Here is a 22,001-nt window from a genome sequence, read left to right on the forward strand (position 1 = left end):
GCGGGACCTCGGCGCGGTGGCCGGTCAGCTCACGGCGTGCGGCCGGAAGTCTGGCCCGTCGACGGGCATCAGCAGCGGCACGGGTTGGCCGGTCTCGGCTGCGGCGGCGTCCAGGGCGCGGGCGAGCACGTGCGCCACCTGGGCGGAGTACTCGCCCGCCACCTGTGAGTACTCGAACAGGATCGCGGCCGCGGCGCTGGCCACCCCGGCCGGGAGCGTCACCAGCTCCGGCTCGGCCACCTGGGCGGGCCCGGGCGTGATCAGCGTGGTGATGCCCCGGCCCAGCCCGCGCTCCCTGTTGCTCACCCGACCATTGTCCCGGCGGTCACCGCGTCCGGGTCGTTGCGCCGCGCGGTGGCGGCCATCTCGCGTAGCCGGGTCACGACCATCCGGCAGTCGCCCGCCGCGCCGTGCGGCCCGTCGAGTCGCTGCCAGGTGTAGCTACCCCAGTAGTCACTCCACTGGCCCCACCACTCGGCGTAGCGCTCCATCGCGCACTCCACCCTCAGACCGGCCAGCCAGGCCAGCGCGGCCCCGGCCCGCTCGCCGGGGAGCCGGCGGGCCTCGTTGCGCAGGATCTCCATGTCAAACGCCCGGTTGTAGATCACCAGCCGCTTGCCGTCGAGGGCTTCGACCAGCTGGGGCCACAGGTCGGCCAGCCGGGGCGCGTCGGCCACGTCCTGGTCCTCGATGCCGTGAATCCGCGTGGCGTCGGTCGGGATCGGCTCGCCCGGGTGCAGCAGGGTGTCGAGCAGCAGCCGGTCGCCGGGGACGTCCAGGACGGCCAGCTGGACCGCGTACGCGTCGTACAGCCCGGTGGTCTCGGTGTCCAGGATCGTGGCGTCCGGGTCGGCCAGCACCTCGGCGGCCCAGCGGGCGGCGGCGGCCCGGTCGCTGTCGAGCTGTTCGCTCAGCGCGGCCTCGGCCTCCTGCTCGCGCCGGTAGTCGGCCACGCGCTTGGCGGCCGCGCACGGGTCACAACGCACTTCCCACCGCTCGACCCGCGTCGCGCACCCGGCGCCCCTGCACGGGACGCTGCGCTGGATCCACCGGCCGTGCTCCAGGACCTCGCGCTGCCGCGCGGTGAGCGGGCGGACCGGCCGGGCGGCGCTGACCTCGTAGAGGTGGACGTACTGGTGGTGCAGCATCAAGTGCAGCCACGCCACCGGGGTCAGCCCGGCGGCGCTGAGCCCCTGGGCACGTAGCTGGCTGCGGGTGGCCAGCCCCTCCGGCGCGGTGCGGGCCCTGTAGACCGGCCGGCCGTCCAGGTACCGCTCCGGCACGGCCACGGCGGCGGGCATCTCCTCGGGCATGGTCTCCATCGGATCGGTTCCCTTCGGGACAGTCACCCCGGCCGGGCCGGCCGGGGGGCGGGCGTCGGCTAGAACGGGTCTTGATCTGCGAACGACAACCGGCCGGGCTCGGCCTCGCCGGGGGTGACTCGGCCGACGTTGACGCACCGGGAGCAGCCAGCGGCCGGGGGCTCGCCTCCGCAGGCCGGACAGTCGACGTCGGGCAGTCGCCACTCGTAGGACGGCGGCCGGAGCTCGTCGCCCTGGTCCTCGGGCTCCTCGTCCCACTCGCCGGGCCAGCCGCGGCGGGCCCGCATCTGGGCGCTGGCCCACTCCTGGGCGGCGGCGACGGCGGCCGGGTCACCGATCGCGCTCAGCAGCCGCGGCTCCACCTGGTCGGCCCAGCCGGCGGACAGTGCCCACACCCGGTCATCGGGGGAGTAGTGCAGCTGCACGTACCCGGCCCCTCGTAGGGCCTCCTCGTCTCCGGCCCGGGTCACTTCTTGCCATCCTTGGCCGGAGCTTGGCTGGCCAGGGTGGTGGCCAGGTCGGTCAGCTTCTCGGTCAGCTCGGCGGCCTGCTTGGTGGCGGCGGCGGTGGCCTGGCGCTCGTGGTCCAGTTCGGTCTTGTGCTGGGCGCGATCGCGCTTGAGTTCTTCGGCCCGCTCGGTGCGCTCGCGCTCCAGCTCGGCCTTGTGGTCGGCGCGCTCGCGCTTGAGGTCGGCCCGCACCTCGGCCAGCTGCTCGGCGGCCGTCTTGGCGGCGGTGTCCTGGGCCTCGACCTTGGCGTGCAGCGTGATCAGCTCGCCGGCCTGGGTCCGGGCGGTCTTCTCGGCGGCGGTGCGGGCGTCGGTGGCTTCGGTCAGCTGGGTGGTCAGCGCCATGGCCCGCTCCTCGGCGGCGGTCAGCTGACCGGCGGTGCGGTCGGCGGTGGCGCGGGCGTCGGCCAGGTGCTCCTCAAGTTTGCCGGCCCGGCGATCGGCGGCGGCCAGGGCGTCGGCCTGGCGGTCGCGCTCGGCGGTGACCGTGGCCAGCTCGGCCCGGGCGGCGTCGCGCTCGCCGGTCAGCTCGCGGGTGGCCACGGCGGCGGCGTCCACATGGACAGTCAGCGCGTCGATCTCGATGGCGGCGGCTGCGGCCGCTTCCTGCGCGGTGGCCAGCTGGCGCTCCAGCTCCTCGACCCGCGCGCCGCGCTCCCGGATCGTCTCGCCGGCCTCGGCCAGCCGGGTCTCCAGGTCGGTGGCCCGCTTGTCGCCGGCCTGCACCTTGGCCTCGGCCTCAGTAAGCGCCAGGCGGGCGGTGTCGCGCTCTTCCAGGGCGGCGTTCCGCTCGCCCTGGGTCAGCAGCACCTGATCGGACATCTCGTCGGCCAGTTCGCTGGCCTCGGCCCTGTCCTTGAGGGCTTCGGCCAGGGCGTCCTCGGCCTTCTTCCGGGCCTGCTTGGCCAGCACGGCCTCGTTGCGGGCGTCACTGACGGCCTTGCCGGTCTCCGCGTCGACGGCCTCCAGCTCGGCCTCCACGTTGTCCAGGTCGGCGGACTTCTCGGCGGCGCGCACGATGAGCCCCAGCTGATCGACCAGCACCACGCCGATCGTGGTCTGCAGTCCGGCCACGATCTCGCGCACCTGCTCCAGTGCGTCCCGGGCGGTCTTGCCGGCGGCGGTGACGGGCTTGGCCGGCAGCTTCCCGGTGTCCACCAGCAGCGCGCCCTCGGGGGTGCGCCGGGTCTTGGCGGCGTGGAACGCCTGGGCGTTGTGGTCGGTGCGTTCGCAGTAGCTAGGCGCCCGGCCGGCGGTGGCCCCGGCGCGGGGGGCCACGGGCCGGTCGCAGAGGTCGAGCTGGGCGAACTTGCACAGCGGCTTGACGTCGCCGGTCTCGGCGGGGGGGTTTCCGTTCTCGATGTCGCTCATGTCTGAATCCTATCATTGCTATCATATGTTTGTCAAATTAATGAATGATAGGAATGAATGATAGGAATGGTAGGTGTCGGCAGTCGGGATGTCCGTTTTGGGCCGGCTCGGCTGGACGGGCGCTCGGGCGGTGCGGCGCTGGGGTTTTGCCTGCACAGCAGAGGGCGGGGCCCTGGTGGCCATCCCGTCGTCTGGGCTCCGCCATGTCGGGCCGGCGTTCGGGGCGCAACCGCTCTTTGGTTGCGGCTCGGGCGCTGGTCTGGCATCCCTCCGGGCAGACGTCGGGGTGGCCACCCTGGTCACGACCGGACCCACGACGTACGCCGCGGCGGCGCTCGGTCCCCCCGGCCATCCTGTTGGCCTGCCCGCGCGGCGAGCGCAACGCTCTTGACCTGCCCCTGCCTCGGGCCGGCGGCCTACTCCCCCACCTCCTCGTCGGCGCCGGGGTTCGGCTCTCGCCCCTCCGACCCGCAGCTGCCCGACTCAACCGCGTACCCGACCCCAGCCACGGAATGGCGACCCGCGAGCAGCCGGCGGCGGTCCACGTAGGTCGGGGACACCACCTCGACCACCACGGCGGCCGACCACCCCACCCGGGTTGAAAGAAGAACGGCGGCCGACCACCACCCGGCCGGACGGCCGGCTACCTGGGAGCACTGACCTGTCTGCTCGTGCTCGACCTGACCGACCACGCACACGCTGCCGCCCTGCCCGGGTGGCTCTTATCTACGTAGATAGGCGGTATCCTGATGGGCATGCAGTTCGTGATCGCGGCACCCGTGGAGCTGGTCGACGCGCTGGCGGAGCTGGTGGAGCCGCTGGCGGAGGTGGAGCGGTCCTGGCTGGAGCGGTCCCGCGCCGCGGCCTGGGCCCGGCCGGGCGTCGAGCGGCGCGACGCCCTGGCGGCGGTGGACGATCAGCTGCTGCTCCTGCGGGAGCGCGGCGAGCTCCTGGGCACGCAGGGCGCGGTGGTGGCCCACCACCTGCGCGCCATCCTGCGGGAGGAGGGCTGGGACGTCCGGACGTGGCGGGCGGTGCCTGCGGGGGTCAAGCGCCTGCCGGGGCGTCCGCTCGGCCGGGGCGAGCGGCAGCTGGCGGACGGGGATCGCGGCGGGCCGGCGCGGCTGGTCGTGATGCTGCCCGATGACCTGGGGGACCTGGTGCGCCGGATCGCCTACCGGGTCTCGCGGCCGGCGGTGGTCAAGCTCGCGGGCAAGGTTGCCCGGGCGGAGCGTGAGCGGCTGCGCGGGGAGGTCCTGACCACGGGCGACCTGATCCGCGCGGCGGCGCTGCGGGCCCTGGGCAGAGAGTTCTACTTCTACAGCCCGCAGCGTCCGGCGTCGTCCTAGCGGCGCTCGATGCCGCCGAACACCACGGCGTAGTCGTCGGCCAGGCCGGCGGCGTCCAGGCCGTCGCGGAGCTGGTCGTGCTGGTCGGCCGGGAGCCACCCCTGGCGGGCCCCGGCCTGCAGCATCGCCACGGCGGACACCTGGCGGATCCGCTCGGGGCCGTGCTCGGCCAGCAGCCGCTCCTGCAGCTCGGCGGCCCGGTCGGCCTGCCCGGCCCCAGCGGCCTGGGTGTACTGCGCGAACAGCGTCAGCGCCTGGGTGAACGCGTCGAGCTCGGCGGCGTCGGCGTCCGACGTCGCACCCTCGGCCACCAGGTGCTGACGCAGCTGCTCGGCGCGGCCGTCGTCGCCGGAGCGCACGGCCTCCCCCAGCTGGCGGGCCTGGCCCACCTCGAACTCGTACCCGGTCTCATCGAACATGGCGCGTCCCTCCGGTTCGTCTCCTCCACGGCCCAGTGCTTGTGTAGCTGTCCCCCAGGGGTAAACCTACTTCTGGGTAGGTTCAGGTGCTCCGGCGTCTGGCGGCGGGGTCGCGGCCGGCGACGTGGCGGGCGACGGCTTCGGGGCCGGGGCGGGCGTAGCGTTCCAGGCTGCGGACGGAGGCGTGTCGGGAGCGGGCGAGGAGCAGCGGGGTGCTGGTGCCGGACTCGGCGTCGTGGGTGAGCGCGCTGTGGCGGAGCTGGTGCAGGTCCCATCCGGACAGCCCGCCGAGGTCGGCCGGGGCGATGTCGGGGTGGGCCAGGGCGACGGTGTGCTGGTCGAACAGTTCGGCGGCGCGGCGGTAGGACAGGCGGGCCCGGCCGGTGTCCGGGCACAGGTCCCCGGTCGGGGTGGCCCTGGTCGGCAGCCGGTCGGCGAGGAACAGCGGGCCGCGCGTCCGTCCTGCGAGGAGGTGCGGGAGGAGCCGGGCGGTGCCGGTCTGCCAGTGCACCCAGCCGACGTCACCGCCCTTGCCTGTGACCCGGGCCCGGTTGGACGGCCGGTCGCAGTCGCCGACGTCGAGGAGCAGGATCTCGTTCGCGCGGGCCGCGGTCTCGTACAGCATCCGCCACAGGGTGCGCTCGCGCACGGGGACATCGAGGCGGAACAGGGCGTCGACCTGCTCGACGGTCAACGCCCGGGTGGTGTCGACGGTGACCTTCGGTCGCGCCCACCCCAGCGTCGGATCCGAGGCGAGCCGGCCGGTGACCCGCCACCAGCCGATCGCCGACCGCAGCGCCGCGAGGTGCCGGGCCCGGGTCGCTGGCGCGAGGCGGGCGAACCGTTCATCGAACGCGATCCGCAACCGCTCAGCCCCGGCCGGGGTGTCCAGCTCGGCAAGGACGAAGCCGGGGCCGAGCCGGCCGGCGAGGGCGTCGAGGGTCTGGCGGTACTTGACCGTGGTGCCGTCCGACCAGGCGGTGCCGGTGTGCTCGGCGATGAACCGGCCGGCGCCGGCGACGAAGGTGTCGCCGGTCGCGGCGCGGGGGAACTGGTGGACCTGGCCCATGATCGTCAACGCTCCGGATCTACCGCAGGAAATGCGTACCCGTCCAGTGTGGGGCGAGGGTGCGACGATTCCCGGGAATCCCCGGCCGGAGCCGGTGGCCCATTTTCGCGATCTTGGGGTTGTCGCGGGGAATCCGGTAATTCCTGCGACAACTGGCCCATGATCATCCTGGTTTACCCCTGGGGACACGAACACAAGCGCCGGGCCTCCACAGTGGCAAGATCCACAACGCGCCACCGGGGCCCATCTATCTACGTAGATAATAGTGAGACGGGGCGGGCATGACCAGCCGCGTGAGCTGGTCAGACAGGCAGGATCGCCGGCAGTGGCCGGCCGACGTCGGCGCGGATCTCGTCGGGCAGGCCGTACTGGAGCAGGGCCAAGCCGGCCGGGTGCGGGGCGAGCAGCGCCACCTCGCGGCAGCTGCGGCGGTACTCCGCGCTGACCGGCAGACCGATGTACGCCAGTCCCGGCTCGGTCCAGGTCGGATCCAGTGCCCGGCCGGCCGGGCCGGAGCACCACGCGTGCTCCGTGGGCATCGGCTCGAACACGCTGCTGTAGCCCTCGACGTAGGCCAGGCCGCTGGCCATCGACCACAGGGCGGCGGACACGTAGCAGGTGCCGGTCGCGCCCTGGTGGTGCTCGGGGACGTCGACGGTGCTGCCGACGCCCGGCGTGAACAGCCGGCCCTCCGCGAGCAGCAGCGCGGCGAACGACCGGTACCGCCACCCGGCCATCCGCTCGGGGGCCTGGCGGTCGGCCAGGTGGGCACGCAGGGCCAGGTCCCGCAGGATGTTCTCGGTGGCGGCGTTCACGGTCTCGACCCTACGGACTCGACAACGGGCGGGGGCAGCTCGGGCCAGTCCTCGACGGCCGGCGCGGCGGCGGCCTTCTTGGCGGCCCACTGGGCACGCAGGGCGGCGAACCGCGCGCTGGCCTCGGCCGGGCGGTCCTCCGTGGCCACTGCGACGGCGGCCAGGGCGACGGCGGCCGCGGCTACCTCGGCCCGGTGGACGTGGTGGACGGTCTGGTACTCGGCCACGGTGCGCCGGTACCCGTCCGGCGTCATCGCCTTGAGCAGGGCCCGCAGGTACGCGGCGGGGTCGTCCACCTGCTCCGGCCAGCGCCTGCCGCCGCGATACTCCTGGATCTTGGCGGCCAGCTCCTCGGCCGACCACTCCGGCGGTACCCACCGCCCGATTGTGGACGCGATCCGCATCCGGACCTCCCGCCGATCCTCGTCGGGGACCATCCAGCCGTACCCGTCCTGCTCGGCCAGCTGATCAGCCCGGACGTAGGCCCAATCGGCCCACTCGGGCCGCTGACGGGGTATCTTGGACGTCACCCCGCGTTGGTGCCTCCTAGGACGCTCAAGCGGTGGTGATCCAGGTCGCGCCCCTGCTCTTGGTGATGAGCGCGGAGCGCCTTCTCCCTCCCGGCCGGTAGGCCGGGCACCCGTCCACTGGCGGGAGTGGATTGATCTTCCTGTCTTCTCACCCAAAACCAAGCAGGAACTTGAGTACTCACCTAGAGCTCCCACGGAGGGGGGGACGAAATAGGTTTCACGTTCCGTCGCCGTGGCGGCCAGGGTGTGGGTGTGGATGGTGCCGGCGACGGCTGCCCGTAGCCGGGTGCGGCGCACTGCCGAGACCCATGCCGCGCCGATCTCGTCTCGGGTGACGGCGGCCAGCTCGGCCAGGGCGGCCTCGGCATGGTCCAGGTGCTCGGCGGCGTTGGCCAGCAGCAGGGTCAGCAGGGCCACGGCCTCCTCGCGCCAGGGGTCCAGCTGGTCGGTGGTGAAGTGGTGCACGGGTCGCAGGTCAAAGACGCTGCGGTTGTTCCACCTGCCGGTCTCCAGCCGCTCGTCCAGGCTGAGGCGGCCCCCGCGTACGGTCTCGTGCATCCATCCGCACCCGCGCGGGTTGTCGACGGCCGGTAGCCGGGTGGCCCGCCAGGTCCTCGACACTGACCGCTCCTTGCACCCGGCGAGCCTGGCCACCCACTCCCGGCCGGGCATGGCAGAACGGCCAGAGCGCCAGTCGGCGGCCGTGGCCATCGCGGCCATCACCAGCCCCACCCCGCCCTTGCGTCCGCGCCGGCTGGCCCGGGGCCCGTAGAGCAGGAACAGCCCACCGGCCAGCAGGTCCACGGAGCGGCCGAAGCCGCGGCCATCACGGTGGGCGGCCAGCTGGTCGTTGATCCTGGTCGTCCAGTCCCGCCAGGCGTCGCGCTCGGCCTCTGCCTCGGCCCGCACGGCCAGCCGGGCGAACTCCGCGTTCACGGCGGCCTGGTCGGCGGCCCGGGCAGCCTCGACCTGGGCGCGCACGTCGGCCAGCCACTCGTGCCCGCACAACCAGCAGCCCCGGGTCGCAGCGATCCCCCGGCGCCCGGCGTCGGCGGCCTGGTCGGCGCACACCGGACACTCAGACTCGGCGGCCTCGACCTGGCCCACGGCCTCCCACACGGCGGCGGACAGCTCGGCCAGGCCGGCCCGGCGGGCGCGCTCCTGGCGGCCGGTCCCGCACGGGATGCACAGCGGCGTCGGGTCGCCCTCGATCCGAAACGGCAGGCCCTGCCGCTCGATCCCCGACCGCGCGCACCCGGCACACTGCACCTGCACGCCGGTCGGGTGCAGGGTGCGGCCGGCCTCCAGGTCCCGCAGCGCGATACGCAGCTGGCCGGACCGGAGCACGATCGAACCCGCCGACGTCGAGCTACGAACCGGCGGGGCGAGAACTGAAACGGGTAGGTCCGAACGTCCAGAGTCTTGAACTTCCGAAGCCAAAGACTCCGGCGTGTCGATCTTTGGACGTGGGGTACCTACCCGGTGGGCCTGGTGTATCCTGGCCTCCGTGGTAGTGCGCTCTAGGGCGCAAAAATGGGGCTCTTGTCACCTGGCAGTGACTCGGGCCTGACAGCGGTACGCAGCAGCGCGGTGGTTGATAGCCCCACATCTGGGCCGGAGAGCTTGGCGGCAGCCGGTCTACCAGAGGGTGGGGCCGATTTTTTTCGATCGGCCTCCCGAAGATCCATACGTCTGCGGGCGATCCTAGTCCTTCTTAACGCTCCGCACTCGCCTTGAGCAGATGGCTCGGCGTGTCCCCCAAACAGACAGCGGCCCGGACATCCGTCCGGGCCGCCGGCCTTGATGGAGTCAGTGCAGGGCGATCAGCTCCCAATCCCCGGTCACCAACCGCTGCACGCGGTAGGTCACGGTGGGGTCCACGGAGTGGTCACCGTCCAGAGTGGGCAGTGCCGCGACCGGCCGGCCGGCGCGGTACAGCACGTGCTCCTGGTCCTCGTCCAGACCGGTGCCGGTGACCAGCAGCCCGGTCCGGCCGGCCCGGATCGTGTACGTGCCCGGCAGCATCCAGTACTGGCGGGCCTGGCCGGCGGTCATCAGGTCCAGGCTGATGATGCACTGCTGGCCGGCCTCGACTCGGGTGTCCAGGATGCCGACCACGGTCCCGGTGTCGTCTGTGGTGCTCACTTGCTCCTCCGTTGGTTGGGCGCTGTCCCCGGGCGCGGGGCGCGCGGGGTGGGGTTGGTGGTGACCTGGACTCCGGCCCATCGCACGTACACCCGGCGGGTTTTCACCGCGTCGCCGTGCTCGTCCAGGACGTAGCCGCGGAGGTATCCCCAACCGCGCACGGACGATGCGGTCTCCGCCCCCGTGACCCTGAGCCGCAGCTGGTGCTGGCCCGCGAACTGCGGGCTGGCCTCGGCGGTGAGCAGGACGGTGGTGCCGACCGGCGGCACGTCCTCGCTCACGCTGCGCTGGACCACGGGCCCTCCCCGGCGCGGCCGGGCTTAAACGCGTTCCACTGCGGCGGCGTGGCGGCCTGCTCCGCGGCCAGGGCGGCGCCGGGCTCTCGGCGCGGGTACGGCGGTCGGGTCGGCACGGGCTCCCGGCGGGGCCCGCGCACCTCGGCGCGGCCCCGGGCGGGGGCGGGCGACTGCGGCCAGACCGGCGGCACGTCCTGGGCCGGCGGGTCGACGTACAGCGGGTGGTCGTAGAGCGCGGGCTGTCCGCCGGCCAGCTCGATGAACCGCGCGGCCGCGGCGCGGGCGGTGCACTCGGCGTGTCCGCAGTACTCGCACTGGCCGGCGTGCAGCTGGTGCGTGCGGTACTGGCTCACGGCCAGGACGTAGGTCGGGGACTGCCGGATCCGGGCGTCCGCTTGGGGCTGCGGGACGCACTCCGGCCGGGGGGACGGGGCCACGGGGCCACCTCCTACAGGGAGGGTCGACGGTCGCCGTGGGGGAGTCCGCGCGGTGTCGTCGGCCAGCTGAGGCAGTCACGGCGCGTCAACGCGTGACCACCCCCTCAGGCTAACTCATGAATCCTGAATTACAACTCCTGATGTACGATCGGCGCGTCACGTACCCCTCCCTGGGGCCACGCTCAACGGTGAGGAGACTTAGGCCATGACTGTCTCGTTTCAGGTGCGGATCCTGGCGAGTGAACTGCGCCGCCTACGGGAGCTGGCCGGCCACACGCAGAGCCAGGCCGAAGAGGCCGCGGGACTCACGGCGGGCTCGCTGAGCAGGTACGAGACGTGCACAAGCGCCATCGCCGTGCCAGCCGCGCAGCTGCTGCTCCGCGACGTCTACGGGGTGCGGGGCGACCGGCTGGACGATCTGCTGGAGCTCGCCCGGGTTGGCCGTCGACGGCGGCCTAAGGGCTCGGGCCCGGGCGTGCTGTGGCCTCCAGTGGAGGACCTGGCCATCTTGGAGCGCGACGCCTCGACCATGCAGACCCTCGCCCTGGTCCTCGTGCCCGGCGTCCTGCAGACGGAGGACTACGCCCGGGCGATCCTCGGCGCGGGCCGGCTCGGCGCGGACGTGGAGAAGCACGTGCAAGCCAGGCTCGGGCGGGCTGAGGCGGTCTTCAACCGGTCGGATCCGCCGGAGTACTGGGCGATCCTGCGGGAGTCCGTGCTGCGCTGCCACGTCGGCGGCCGCGACGTGATGGCCCAGCAGCTCGACCACCTGGCGGCGGTCGCGGACCGGCCCCGCTGCATGATCCAGATCATCCCCGACAGCCATGGCGCACACCCGAGCATGACCACGGCGTACGTCCTGCTGAGCTTCAGCCTGGCGCCCGATTTCAAGGTGGCGTACCTGGACTACCCCACGGGCAGCCTCTACATCGACCAGCAGCCTGAGGTGGGCACCTACGCGGGGATGTACCCTCACCTCGTCGCTGCGGCGCTGCCGCCGGCTGAGTCGCTGGCGCTGATCCACAGGACCCGTGAGGAGCTGTACACATGACCCACCCCCACCCCCCGCGCTACATGCTCGACTTCGGCGACGGCCTGGCCTGGCACAAGGCCACCCCGTCCGGCGACAACGGCGGAGACTGCCTGTACATGACCCCGGCCGGCCCGGCCGGCCAGGTCGGCGTCCGCGACGGCAAGGCCGGCTCGGCCGGGGCCGTCCTGTGGACCGCCCCCGGCGACTGGGCCGCGTTCCTCGACGGCGTGCGGTCCGGCCGGATCGGCTGACCCACAGACACGAGCAGGGCCCGCCGGGTGATCCGGCGGGCCCTTCGTCGTGCGGGAGCTGCTACGCGGCAGCCCGGCCTCCGATGCTCAGACCTCCGGGCAACGTCCGGATGACCGGCGCGCGGTAGGCGGGGGCCACGTACCCGGCCCGGCCGGCCGAGCAGGTCACCAGCGCCACCAGTTCGGCGGCGGCCACCTGGTCCAGGTGCCCGATCGGCTGCCCCCGGCGGGCCAGCTCGACCCTTCCGGCCGGGTCCACCGTCAGGGTCCAGTCCTGCGTCCCGTCGTCCAGCACTTCCACCCCGTCCGGCCCCTCGGCCGGCCGGTACGTCCAGTCCGGGAGCCGGGCGTGCAGTGCCTGCGCCAGGCGGCGACCCGCGCTCACGACAGGGCTCCCGCTGCCCCGGGCTCGGCGTCCAGCCACGCGATGCGGGTCCGGCCGGCGTGGCCGTGCACGGTCAGCACCTCGGCCACGGACCGGAAAACACACAACTGCTGTACCCCGGTCGTCGTCCCTCGCCACCGGAGTACCACCTGCTCGTCGGGGCCGTCCCCGAACGCCACACCCCACGCGATGATCCCCGTGCCGGACACCCCGCTGGGGTCGTCCAACCGGTGCAGCGCGAACCTACGCGGCACATCCGGCAGGATCTCGGCCATCCGGGCGGCCGGGTCCGGGCTCGGCCGGGTCACGACGCGCTCCCGACCAGCACCCCGGCGACCCGCGCCAGCGCGGTCAACTCGTCGCCGGCGGACACCGACGTGACCGGCGCACCGGTCCGCGCCGGCGCGATCACCTCCATGTGGTCGGCGGGCACCGACGACTCCACGATCTCGACCGGCGCACCCGTCAGGGCCTCCACGGCCTCGGCCACGCTGCTGCCGGCGAGCCGGAGCACCACCACCCGGGCCAGGTGCACAGCCAGCAGCACCTCGCCAGCCAGCAGCACCACCTGACCCACGGCCGGCCAGTCCATCGCCACGGCGTAGCCGGTCACCCCAGCCAGCGCCAACACCTCGGAGCTGGTGGCCACCACCAGCGCGACGGACGGCGCGGTGGCCCCGGTCCGGATCAGCTGCTCCCGGGCCGACGTGATCGGGTGCAGCACCGTGTCACCGGCCTGCATCAAGTGCGGGAGAATCCTCATGATCCCCTCCTGTTAGGGGGTCTGGCCCGGCGGGCGTTACTGCGCCCAGTCGAGCGGTTCGAGGAGGGGTCGGGCCGCCAAGCCCGGCCCCTCTGTTGCCGCCACGATAATACTTGCATTACTTGGAAGGCAAGCGTTACGGTGGTTGTCAGCTGGGATTTCAAAGATTGGCGCGCTGGCTTAGCTGGCCTTGCACGCATTGCCGGGAGGGAGGTGGACACTGTCGTGGACAGCAACGCCAACCATGCCGCCGATAAGACGGGAACCACGATGGCTCCTTCACCCCTGGCCTTCCAGGAACACCTCCCGCCCGACGTCCTCAAGCAGCTGCGCCCGGCACTCGAAGCGATCAAGTCATCCCCGAAGTTGTTCCACACCACGTACGGGGTCGTGAACCAGAAAGGCGGCGCGGGCAAGACGGCCACGGCCGTCACGGTTGCGGCCATCTGGGCACTGTGGGGCCTGCTTATCCGGCTGATCGACAGCGACCCCCAGATGAGCTCCGCGACGTACTGGCTCCTGCAAGAGCTCATCCTGGAGCTGACCCTGCGCGGGATGTACTTCGGGGAGTGCACCCTGGACCAGGCGACCGTGCAGACCTCCATGGAGGGCCTGCTGCTGGTCCCCAGTTACGAGAACCTGGCTCAGGTGGAGTACGCCCAGCTGCCGGACACCAACATCGCACTACGCGGTGCCATCGCGGACTCCGCGATCCCCGCCCACATGTCGCTGATCGACTGCCGCCCGTCGCTCGGCGCGCTCACAGCCTCGGCGCTCGTGGCGTCCGACCAGCTGATCATCCCCTTGAACCCCAGCGGCATGGACCTTCCGGGATTGGTCGAGCTGTCCAAGACCCGCGCGGTGATCAAGAAGCGGCTCAACCCGGGCCTGTCCGTGGCGGCGCTGGTGCTGACGCAGGACACGGGGCAGACAACCCTGGCCGGGAAGATCCGCGAGCAGCTGGCCGTGGACTACCCCGACGCCCCGCGGTTCCGGATTCCCCCGTCCGTGCGGATCAGGGAGGCTCCACTGACCGGCGAGCCCCTGCCGACGTTCGCGCCGCGCTCGACCGCGAACGGCGCCTATGCCCTGCTCGCCGCTGACCTGCTCATCCGGCGGGTGGCCGCAGCATGAGCTCACAGAAGGGAAAGCCATTCGTCGTGGGCTCCACCACCGCAAGCCCTGAAACCGAACTCCTGGAAGAACTCGGGGTGATGCCACCACGGCCTGCACCTGCGGCCACGCCTCCACGGGCGGAGGAACCTCCGTCCCGACCCCCGATGACGGTCTACGTCTCACGCGACGTGCAAAACGCTGCCCGGGCGGCGGTGTTCTGGACGAACAACAAGCCCGGCGGGTTCGACAACCTCTCTGACCTGCTGGAAGACGCCCTAATGGCTCGAATTCAGCAGCTGGCCGACGAACTGAACGACGGCCAGCCCTTCGACCCGGTTCCGGAGGGCCGCCGACTGCGGCGCGGCCGCCCGATCGGCCGGTAACACCAGCACGGCGGGCAATGCCCGTAGTGCAGCTAATGCAAGCAATAGGAAACCCCGGCGGGGGCTGGCAGGCCGTATTCCGCCGGGGGTCACGAACAGAGAGGAGTACCCTCGTGTCCAACTACAACGTTACGGCCCCGGGCGCTCGCGTACGAGAGGTGTCCCGGTGACCTGGAAAAACGTTGAAGAGCTCGCCGGCCGGGTGGACTGGCCGGCAACCGGGGCGGTCGTCGCCCTGGTCCTCCTCGCCGTTCTGGTGCTGCTGCGGATCACGCGGCGTAAGTCGGATGCCGCCACGGTTGAGGCGAAGCACACCACTCCGTGGGTGGACCGCGCGATGGTCATGCTGATCGGTGGGGTGGTGACCGGCACCCTGGCGCAAGCCATGTGGGGCTTCTTCGAGCACAAGCTGGGGATCTCGGATCCGTGGCTGCTCTGGCCCCTGTTCGCGGTGCTGGAGGCGTCGCTGCTGTACTGCGTCCGCTCGGCGCGGCGGATGCTGCGCTGGACCCTGGATCACGACCCGGCTAACGCCAGCGCCGGCCCGGCCGGCAAGGTGCTGGTGTTCCTGATCAGCTTCATGGCGGTGGTCGCTGCCTCCGACGCGCACAACGGCGGAGCGGTCATGTTCCGTCTGGGGATGCCGGTCCTGGCGCTGATGCTCCTGCTCCTGGAGATGTGGGAAGAGAGGTTCAGGGCTCGGACCCTCGCCGGCCTGGCCGGTCCCAGCGGACTTAAGCGCTTCCTGCCGGAGTGGCTGCTGGTGGCGTTGGGCCGCTCGGAGCTGGAGGTGTCCGGCCTGGCCCTGGTGCGCTACACGCGGCGGGTCGCGCGGATCTGCCGGCGATTGGACTACCTGACCAGCCGGGCGACGGGCAAGGACAAGCTGGGCCGGTTCACGGGCTGGATCATCCGGGGCCGGTCGTGGCGGCTGCGCGGGAAGCTGGAGCGGCTGATGTACCGCGCGCCGGAAGGCGTGACCCTCGCGGCCGTGCGGCGCATCAACGCCGGGCTGGCCACCATGGAGAAGTTCGGCGGCCAGGTCGACACCGAGGTGCAGAACATCGAGCGGGCCATGGCCGATGCCGCGGCGAGCCACGCCGAGGGCCCGCGAGCCACGGCCGGCGAGCCACTGGCCCGCCCCGATGGCTCGGTGGTCCAGGACGGGCCACTGCCGGTGGCTCACCCGGGCCACGCCGATGGCCCGGTGGCCCAGCCCGATGGCCCGGCGGTTTCGGTCGCCGTGCCAGTGACCCGCTCCAAGCAGCACCCGGCACCCGGCGAGCCACTGCCGGCGAGCCAGTGGCCCGCCCCGGTTGGCCCGCGAGCCACGCCCGATGGCCCGCTGGCTCAGCCCGTGGCCCGCGTGGCTCAGGCCGATGGCCCGGTGGCCCGCCCGGCAGAGCAGGCTCCGGTGCCGGCGGTGCGGCTGGAGTGGCGCCCGTCCACGCAGCAGCCCGTCGACGTCCCCGCCGACACTGCGCCGCTGCTCAACGGCCCGGACGCTGACGGCGGAGTGCTGCCGGTCTCGCCGGAGCTCGGCCCGATCGGCTACGTGGGCACCGCGCTGGACCGGGGCCACCGCCCCGCGGGCGTCAACGGCACGCACGCCCCCCAGCAGGGCGGCGGCCAGGTCGCGGTCCTCGACACCCCTGCGAGCCACGGCCCGGGCCACGCGGTGAGCCAGCCGGCGGGCCACGCGAGCCAGACCGATGGCCCGCGAGCCACGGCCGGCGAGCCAGTGGCTCACCCGGATGGCCCGGCGGGCCACGGTGGCCCGCAGCGAGTGGCCCGCGAGCCATTCCCAGTGGCTCACCCGAGCCACGACGGTGGCCCGCGAGCCACGACCGATGGCCCGCTGGCTCACGGTGCCCCGGGTCCGGTGGCCCGCGAGCCACGACCGATGGCGCAGCTGGGCCAGCCGGCGAGCCACGCGAGCCAGACCGATGGCCCGCGAGCCACGGCGGATGGCTCGGGCGAGCCACTGCCGGAGGTGCTCGTGGAGCGGGCCGGCGAGGCTCGGGCGCGGATCCGCAAGCTGTCGACAGGGGAGGACGCGGCCGCGGAGTCGGCCACGGCGTACTCGAGGATCGGCACCGGGGACGTGCGGGAGGTGGTCTGGCTTGACGGCCTGTACCCGAACACCGCGCTGGACGACGTGGACCTGGAAGAGTTCGCCCGGGTCATCTACCGGGCGTCGACGTCGCCGGACTTCGAGCGGCGGCTGAGCGATCGGGCGCTGGCGGAGCTGTGCGGCCAGTCCCGGCGGTGGGCGGCTAACCGGATCTCGGAGGTGACCGCGGCCGACGTCGAGCAGCAGCCCGGCTGTGGCGACTGCGCCAGCGAAGCGAAGATCCCTCAGCAGGGCGGCGGACAGCCGGCCTGACCTGCGTCGACGGGTCCGACAATGTCGGACCCGTCACGTATGGTGATCAATCTCCACCCTCAGATTCACACAAAAAGGTGCCCGGCAGGTGCGCGAACACCTGCCGGGCCAACAGAGAACAGAGGTCTCTGCCGTGTCAGTACGCATCATTGCAGCACCCCCCGAACTCGCGCAGCGGGTACTCCAGAAGGTGACACTTTTGGCTGAGCCGACGTGCCCACCGGCCTCGACGGCCCCGGGCGGCGGCCTGCCGGACCTGTCCACGTGGACGTTCGCCATGGTCGGCTTCGGGCTGGCCATCCTGCTCATGATGGCGGTGATCAGCTTCCGCCAGGGCGGTGGCGGGTCCAGTCCGTCCGGCCGGGCCACCCCGAAGCAGCTCAAGGCCTCAGAGCTGACCCTGAAAAAGGTGAAGGCCAAGACGTACAAGTCGATCCGGGTCGAGCTGGCCAAACTCTCAAAGGATGCGCGGAAGAAGCTCGCGCCGGGGGAGTTCGGCCTGCTCCTGGGCAAGCTGTACCCCGGATTCGATCCGATCGCGCCCCTGGGGCGGCTGGAACGGTGGGCACAGCGGACGTTGCGGTGGTGGGGCCTGGACCTGTACCTGACGCTGGAGGAGGTCGTGCTGCTCATCGCTCCGCCCCGGGCCGGTAAAACCTCGTGGATGGCGGCGCGGGTCGTCGACTACCCGGGCAGCGTGGTCACCACGTCCACGAAAACCGACCTGTACGAGCTCACCCGGGGTCTGCGCGCCAAGCGCGGCGGCCGGGAGCACCTGTGGAACCCCGAAGAGCTGGGCCGTGCCCGAGAGTTCGTGTCCACGTTCCGGTTCAGCCCCACGGCCGGCTGCGAGGATCCGGACGTGGCCATGGAGCGAGTGGCCAGCATCGTGGGCCCGCAGGCTGGATTCTCCGGCGTGACCAACGCCAGCTTCTGGGAGAACAACACCCACAAGGTCTTGCGCGGGCTGTTCCACGCGGCCGGCCTGGGCGGGCTGCGGATGAAACACGTGTGGGCCTGGGCGTCGAACTCCTCCGACATGACCCCGCTGAAGATCCTGGCCAGCCACCCGGACACGGCGGCCGGCTGGGCCGGCGAGCTGGCCGGCCTGCACGCGAAGGAAGCGGCGTTGATCGGCAACATCTACGCCGGGGTGGCCGACGCGCTCAGCTTCATGGCCAGCCCAAAGATCGCGGCGACCATGGACTGCTCGGCTGCCGAGTCCTTCGACTTGGACTCGTTCATCCTCTCCGGCAAGGACACGCTCAACCTGATCGGGAGCCACAAAAAGAGCAGCGGCATCGCGCCCCTGTTCGCGTGCTTCACCGAAGCCTTGTTCTCCAGGGCCAAGGTCTTGGCCACCCACAACGCCAAGGGCAAGCGGCGCCTGAACCCGCCCCTGGGCTTCATGATCGATGAGGCCGCGCTGATCTGCCCCATCCCGCTGGCCAGCTGGGCCCCGGACTCCGGCGGCCGCAACATCTCGCTGGTGATCTCCGCTCAGGACATGGAGCAGCTGTACATGGCCTACGGCCGCGACGGTGGGGAGGCCATCTTCAACATCGCCAACACGAAGATCATCCTGGGTGGCGGCACGGGCGTGGAGCACCTCGAACGGTTCTCGCGGCTGTGCGGCATGGTGGTGCGCAAGGGTCTGGAGTCCACCACGACCAGCGGGGACGGCAAGGTCTCCCGCCACCGGCCCCTCGTGGAGCAGCGGGTGCTGACCCTCGACCAGATCAAGGACTTGCCGCTGGGCCGCGGCCTGGTCGTGCGCGGCCGCACCCGCGCGGTCCTGTTCGACTACCCCGACATTGCCGACCTGCCCGCCGTGGTGGCCCAACTGGCGGAAGAGGGCCGTACGGTCGACTTGATCCAGCTGGCTGCGGACCTCCGCGAGGCCGAGCTGCGCGACGAACTGCCCAACCAGCGCAAAGGCACGGCGGACGAACCGGCCACCACCTGGGAGAACGGGGAGGCCCAGCAGTGACGACACCCAACCCGAACGAACTCGCGGGCCTGGTGGCGGCCATCGCCGTCGAGCAGACCCAAGTCCGCGGTGACCTGCGCACGGTCGAGACCAACGTGGGCGCGATCGAGACACAGATGGCCCAGCTCCCGGCAATCAAGCTGGCCATAGCCAAGATCGCCGACTCCGTAAAAGCCCTCGCTGGCACAGAGGAGGAAGAACCCTCCGCCCTGTGGGACTGGTCCACCATGACCCGCAAGGATGCGGAGCTGGCCTGGTCGGAACTGTCCACCTGGATGGACACCGTGCTGTCCGGCGTCTACCGCAAGGTGGCCGGCGGCGGCGGGAACCACTCGGACCCCGACATGGCCCGGCTCGCGGTGTCCATGCCCAGCCTGGGCGGCGACAACTCCAGCGGCGGCCTGGTGCCCGTCTGCTGGATGCACCACCCGGACCTCGTGGCGGAGCTGTCCTGGCTGTGCCAGATGTGGCTCAGCATCTACCGCACCCCGGCCGGCACGGCCCGCGTCGGGGACTGGCACGACCGGTACCTGCCCGGCGTCCTGGCTCGCATCAGCACCTCCACCGCCCGGACCTGCCTCAACCAAGCGCACAAGCCCCTGCGCCCGGCTGCGGTCTCCTCAGCGGACGCGCTCAGCGCGGCCATCCGCGCCGACGTCGCCAACCGCGAACAGTAACGCCAGCAATACAAGCATTGAGGGCCACACCATCCGGTGTGGCCCTCAATGCTTTGCCTGCTCAGCTGGCTTTTCGGCTAACCGGCAGACCCGGCCCGAACTTCCCCGCGTCGATCAGAGACTGGATGTAGGGCGGCCAGTCTCTGCGCAGCAGGTCCCGCAGGAAGTCGCGGAGGTGTTCCCGCTTGTCCGGAGTGATCCGCTCCTCCGTGCCGTTCGTGAAGGACAACACAACGCCCTTCACGGTGGCATCGGCAATAGTGTGTGCCATCCGCGCGTTGGTGCCGATCATCAGCTGCGGGGTGCGGATCACGTCGCCGGCCATGTAGTCCAGGGCGGCCTCCCAGTCGCGCACTCCAACGTCGTACCACTCGAATCCCTGGTGGTACGCCCACAGCGTGAGGTCGGAGAACCAGACCACGCTCCGCTCCGGGTTGGCCTGGCGGTAGGCCGTTGCCACCTTGAGCAGTGCCCGCACATCGGCGGGCAGATCGGGGTCCGTCACGAGATCCGGCGCGATGGCAATCGCGCCCTCCCACACGGGGCCCGCCTTGTCCGGCACGGGCAGGACCCACATCAGCCAGTACTGCGGGTACAGCAGCCGGCCCGCTCTCTCCACGGCCTGATCCTCGGCAACCATGAGGGTGTCCCCTTACTCCCGCTCGATGCCCATAGATGGAGTCTGAGTGCGCTGGACCGTCGCGTCCAGTGCTGGGCGCTCCCGGGCGGCCCAAGCCGCGGTGCGCTCGGCGGCGGCCTCGGCCTCGACTGCGGCCCGGGCGGCCCGTTGCGCGGCCAGCTGGTCGAGCGCGGCCTGCGCTCGGTCCACCTCGGCTGCCAGGTCCAGCTCCGGCTCCACCTCCGGCGCGGTGGCCGGCGCGGCCTCGGTCTCCAGCACCGGGACGGTCTCCGGGTCGGGCTCGTCCAGGTCGACGTCCGGCCGGTGGTCGGCGGCGGCCAGGTCGGCCTCCCACAGCTCCTCCGGCACGGCCTCGGCCTCCGGCGCGACGTCGACGGGCTGCTGTTCGGCCTCGGCCGTGGGCTCCACGTCCTGCTCGGCGGCGGCCGGGTCGACGTCGACGGCCGGGCCGGGCTCGTCCGGCTCCGGTGCGGCGGCCGGCTCCACGTCCTGGTCCTGCTCGACGTCGGCCGGCTGGTCCGCGACTGCATCGGGGTCCAGCTCCTCGGCCTGCTCGACGTCGACGGGCTCCTGCTCGGCCTCGGCCTGCGGCTCCAGGTCCTCGGGTTCGGGTGTCACGTCCTGGTCCTGCTCGACGTCGACGGGCTCCTGCTCGGCGGCCGGGTCCAGCTCCGGGCCGGTGTCCGGCTCGGGGGCCTGGTCCAGGTCCTGCTCGGCTTCCCTGTCGGCGGCCTCGCGCTCCAAGGCCTCCCACCACGCATCCAGGTCCACCGGCTCGGGGTCAACGGCGTACGCCTCGTCCGCGTCCGGGGCCTCCTTCGGCGCGAGCTCGGCGCGGCGGTCCAGCTCAGCCTGCGCACCGTAGGCGGTCTCCCGCTCGCGGGCGGTGCCGGCGTGCCACTCGTCGTAGGCGGCGTTGATCTTCTCCAGCTGCTCGGTCTGCCCGGCGTGGAAGTCGCCCATCAGCTCGTAGGCGGCCAGCAGCCGCTCGGCCTGCTCACGCTCGGCCGGGTCAGCGACCGTGCGGGCCTTGTACCGGGTCTCCTTGACGGACAGCTCCATCTCGTCCACGGCCACGTACGTCTCGCGCATGACGTCGCTGACCTCGCGCGGGGCCCACTCCCGGGCCCGCTCGTACTGCTTGACGCGCAGCAGCAGCTGGGCGTCGGTGGCCTCCGCCAGCTGGCGGGCGTCGACGTCCAGGCCGAGAGCCTTGTGGGCCTCGCGCCAGTCGCGGTGCTGCTCCACCATCGCCGGGGCCGGCGCGGTGCCCAACACGTCACCGGGCGCAAGGTTGCGGCCGTACCACTCCCGGTAGGCCGCGACGGTGCCGGCGCGCTGCGTCCAGTCCAGGCGGGCAATCGGGTCTTCCGGCACCGGGCCCAGCCGGTCCAGGGCCCACGGTGGCGGCTCGGCGGCCGCGCGCTCGCCCAGCGCGGCCTTGCGCTCCTCCAGCTGGTTGGCCACGGTCAGGGTCCACTCCCTGTCACGGGCCGGCAGGTCGGCCAGGGTCCGCTCGGGGTAGGTCGGGCCCGTCGGGGCCAAATCCGGCTGCCGCTCGGGCAGGATCTTCTCCGTCAACCGCCAGTGCAGCACAGACGGCAAAGTGTGGGCGGTGGGAAGCTCCCGCCAGGCCACCGCCTCCTCCAACAGCTTCTTGGGGTCGTGTCCGTCCAGCTCGGCGGACCGCACGAGCCGGTACAGGCTGCTGGGGTCCTCGCCGTTGAGCCGGGCGTACAGGTCCGGCCCGAGCAGCCCGGCCATGTGCCGGTCCAGCTGTGAGCGGCGGCCCAGCTCCTGCATCTCGATCCACTTGGGCCCGTTGTTCAGCATCGACTCGGCCAGGTCCTGGTCCCGGCGCAACAGGTCGGTGGCCGACAGTTCGGCGGTCCGGTTCTCCATCGCCCGGGTGGCGGCTTCCATGGCCGTCTCGCGCCGCGGCTCCGGGTTGTCGTGGCTCGGCTCTTCCTGGATGTGGGACACCTCGTTGCGGCTGCGACCTCGGGTCAGCACCACGTACAGGGCTTCGGCGCTGTCCGGCATGCCGTGACCGCGGCCCTCGTCCACGGTCGCGCCCTGCACGCCGTGGACGGTGGTGGCGTAGCCCAGCGCCACC

Annotated in this window: 23 protein-coding genes and 1 pseudogene; 8 read left to right on the forward strand and 16 right to left on the reverse strand. The window is 72.1% G+C overall.

What is annotated here, in order from left to right; all coding sequences use genetic code 11:
- Positions 1-24: 24 nt before the first annotated feature.
- The 4 genes from AB0M43_RS38270 to AB0M43_RS38285 are packed head-to-tail and all read right to left on the reverse strand — an operon-like array spanning position 25 to position 3,201.
- Positions 25-306, reverse strand: coding sequence for a hypothetical protein (locus AB0M43_RS38270; RefSeq protein WP_363732500.1), 282 nt, complete (start codon positions 304-306; stop codon positions 25-27).
- Positions 303-1,322, reverse strand: a complete 1,020-nt coding sequence (locus tag AB0M43_RS38275; protein ID WP_363732503.1) for a 3'-5' exonuclease — start codon at positions 1,320-1,322, stop codon at positions 303-305. The genes AB0M43_RS38270 and AB0M43_RS38275 overlap by 4 nt, the downstream gene beginning before the upstream one ends.
- Before the next feature lie 59 nt (positions 1,323-1,381).
- Positions 1,382-1,792, reverse strand: a complete 411-nt coding sequence (locus AB0M43_RS38280) for a hypothetical protein (protein ID WP_363732506.1) — start codon at positions 1,790-1,792, stop codon at positions 1,382-1,384.
- Positions 1,789-3,201 (reverse strand): hypothetical protein, encoded by a 1,413-nt coding sequence (locus AB0M43_RS38285; protein ID WP_363732508.1) that lies wholly within the window; start codon positions 3,199-3,201, stop codon positions 1,789-1,791. Before AB0M43_RS38285 ends, AB0M43_RS38280 begins: the two co-directional genes overlap by 4 nt.
- 755 nt (positions 3,202-3,956) lie before the next feature.
- On the opposite strand from AB0M43_RS38285, the gene AB0M43_RS38290 reads away from it, so the two are divergent.
- A complete protein-coding gene (locus AB0M43_RS38290; RefSeq protein ID WP_363732511.1) occupies positions 3,957-4,550 on the forward strand; it encodes a hypothetical protein in 594 nt (197 codons plus the stop codon).
- On the opposite strand, the gene AB0M43_RS38295 is transcribed toward AB0M43_RS38290, so the two are convergent.
- The 7 genes from AB0M43_RS38295 to AB0M43_RS38325 all read right to left on the reverse strand — a co-directional run bounded on the left by AB0M43_RS38295 (position 4,547) and on the right by AB0M43_RS38325 (position 10,261).
- A complete protein-coding gene (locus AB0M43_RS38295; protein WP_363732513.1) occupies positions 4,547-4,969 on the reverse strand; it encodes a hypothetical protein in 423 nt (140 codons plus the stop codon). The genes AB0M43_RS38290 and AB0M43_RS38295 overlap by 4 nt on opposite strands.
- An 82-nt stretch (positions 4,970-5,051) precedes the next feature.
- Positions 5,052-6,038, reverse strand: coding sequence for a site-specific integrase (locus AB0M43_RS38300; RefSeq protein WP_363732515.1), 987 nt, complete (start codon positions 6,036-6,038; stop codon positions 5,052-5,054).
- A 302-nt stretch (positions 6,039-6,340) separates the two neighbouring features.
- The gene (locus tag AB0M43_RS38305) at positions 6,341-6,853 is read right to left on the reverse strand and encodes a hypothetical protein (RefSeq protein WP_363732517.1); all 513 of its coding nucleotides are present in this window, start codon (positions 6,851-6,853) and stop codon (positions 6,341-6,343) included.
- Positions 6,850-8,730, reverse strand: coding sequence for a hypothetical protein (locus AB0M43_RS38310; RefSeq protein WP_363732519.1), 1,881 nt, complete (start codon positions 8,728-8,730; stop codon positions 6,850-6,852). The genes AB0M43_RS38305 and AB0M43_RS38310 overlap by 4 nt, the downstream gene beginning before the upstream one ends.
- Before the next feature lie 462 nt (positions 8,731-9,192).
- Positions 9,193-9,528: a hypothetical protein gene (locus AB0M43_RS38315; protein ID WP_363732522.1), complete on the reverse strand. Its 336-nt coding sequence runs from the start codon at positions 9,526-9,528 to the stop codon at positions 9,193-9,195.
- On the reverse strand, positions 9,525-9,824 hold the full coding sequence (locus AB0M43_RS38320) for a hypothetical protein (protein ID WP_363732525.1): 300 nt from the start codon (positions 9,822-9,824) through the stop codon (positions 9,525-9,527). The genes AB0M43_RS38315 and AB0M43_RS38320 overlap by 4 nt, the downstream gene beginning before the upstream one ends.
- Positions 9,806-10,261, reverse strand: a complete 456-nt coding sequence (locus tag AB0M43_RS38325; protein ID WP_363732527.1) for a hypothetical protein — start codon at positions 10,259-10,261, stop codon at positions 9,806-9,808. The genes AB0M43_RS38320 and AB0M43_RS38325 overlap by 19 nt, the downstream gene beginning before the upstream one ends.
- A gap of 205 nt (positions 10,262-10,466) precedes the next feature.
- Here AB0M43_RS38325 and AB0M43_RS38330 point away from each other — a divergent pair, with 205 nt between their 5' ends.
- Both AB0M43_RS38330 and AB0M43_RS38335 read left to right on the forward strand, forming a co-directional pair.
- Positions 10,467-11,312, forward strand: coding sequence for a helix-turn-helix transcriptional regulator (locus AB0M43_RS38330; protein ID WP_363732530.1), 846 nt, complete (start codon positions 10,467-10,469; stop codon positions 11,310-11,312).
- Complete coding sequence (locus tag AB0M43_RS38335) at positions 11,309-11,545, forward strand: DUF397 domain-containing protein (RefSeq protein WP_363732533.1); 237 nt, start codon at positions 11,309-11,311, stop codon at positions 11,543-11,545. The genes AB0M43_RS38330 and AB0M43_RS38335 overlap by 4 nt, the downstream gene beginning before the upstream one ends.
- A 61-nt stretch (positions 11,546-11,606) precedes the next feature.
- Here the strand turns inward: AB0M43_RS38335 and AB0M43_RS38340 are convergent, their stop codons facing one another.
- The 3 genes from AB0M43_RS38340 to AB0M43_RS38350 are packed head-to-tail and all read right to left on the reverse strand — an operon-like array spanning position 11,607 to position 12,693.
- Positions 11,607-11,930 carry a hypothetical protein gene (locus AB0M43_RS38340; protein WP_363732535.1) on the reverse strand — a complete coding sequence of 108 codons (324 nt, stop codon included), beginning with the start codon at positions 11,928-11,930 and terminating at the stop codon, positions 11,607-11,609.
- Positions 11,927-12,238, reverse strand: a complete 312-nt coding sequence (locus AB0M43_RS38345) for a hypothetical protein (protein ID WP_363732538.1) — start codon at positions 12,236-12,238, stop codon at positions 11,927-11,929. The genes AB0M43_RS38340 and AB0M43_RS38345 overlap by 4 nt, the downstream gene beginning before the upstream one ends.
- Entirely contained in the window at positions 12,235-12,693 is a 459-nt protein-coding gene (locus AB0M43_RS38350) for a hypothetical protein (RefSeq protein ID WP_363732541.1), read from the reverse strand. The genes AB0M43_RS38345 and AB0M43_RS38350 overlap by 4 nt, the downstream gene beginning before the upstream one ends.
- A 270-nt stretch (positions 12,694-12,963) precedes the next feature.
- Here AB0M43_RS38350 and AB0M43_RS38355 point away from each other — a divergent pair, with 270 nt between their 5' ends.
- The 5 genes from AB0M43_RS38355 to AB0M43_RS38375 all read left to right on the forward strand — a co-directional run bounded on the left by AB0M43_RS38355 (position 12,964) and on the right by AB0M43_RS38375 (position 19,245).
- Entirely contained in the window at positions 12,964-13,827 is an 864-nt protein-coding gene (locus AB0M43_RS38355) for a ParA family protein (RefSeq protein WP_363732544.1), read from the forward strand.
- A gap of 146 nt (positions 13,828-13,973) precedes the next feature.
- The gene (locus AB0M43_RS38360) at positions 13,974-14,192 is read left to right on the forward strand and encodes a hypothetical protein (protein ID WP_363732547.1); all 219 of its coding nucleotides are present in this window, start codon (positions 13,974-13,976) and stop codon (positions 14,190-14,192) included.
- Positions 14,193-14,358: 166 nt separating this feature from the next.
- Complete coding sequence (locus AB0M43_RS38365; protein ID WP_363732549.1) at positions 14,359-16,578, forward strand: hypothetical protein; 2,220 nt, start codon at positions 14,359-14,361, stop codon at positions 16,576-16,578.
- Positions 16,579-16,777: 199 nt separating this feature from the next.
- Complete coding sequence (locus AB0M43_RS38370) at positions 16,778-18,568, forward strand: TraM recognition domain-containing protein (RefSeq protein ID WP_363732552.1); 1,791 nt, start codon at positions 16,778-16,780, stop codon at positions 18,566-18,568.
- Positions 18,565-19,245, forward strand: coding sequence for a hypothetical protein (locus tag AB0M43_RS38375; protein WP_363732554.1), 681 nt, complete (start codon positions 18,565-18,567; stop codon positions 19,243-19,245). The genes AB0M43_RS38370 and AB0M43_RS38375 overlap by 4 nt, the downstream gene beginning before the upstream one ends.
- 61 nt (positions 19,246-19,306) lie before the next feature.
- On the opposite strand, the gene AB0M43_RS38380 is transcribed toward AB0M43_RS38375, so the two are convergent.
- Positions 19,307-19,885: a hypothetical protein gene (locus AB0M43_RS38380; protein ID WP_363732556.1), complete on the reverse strand. Its 579-nt coding sequence runs from the start codon at positions 19,883-19,885 to the stop codon at positions 19,307-19,309.
- 12 nt (positions 19,886-19,897) lie between these two features.
- Positions 19,898-22,001 (reverse strand): annotated as a pseudogene (locus AB0M43_RS38385) (hypothetical protein); the annotation flags it as partial.

Origin of the sequence: Longispora sp. NPDC051575, assembly GCF_040681875.1 — a bacterium.
Taxonomy (GTDB): Bacteria; Actinomycetota; Actinomycetes; order Mycobacteriales; family Micromonosporaceae; genus Longispora.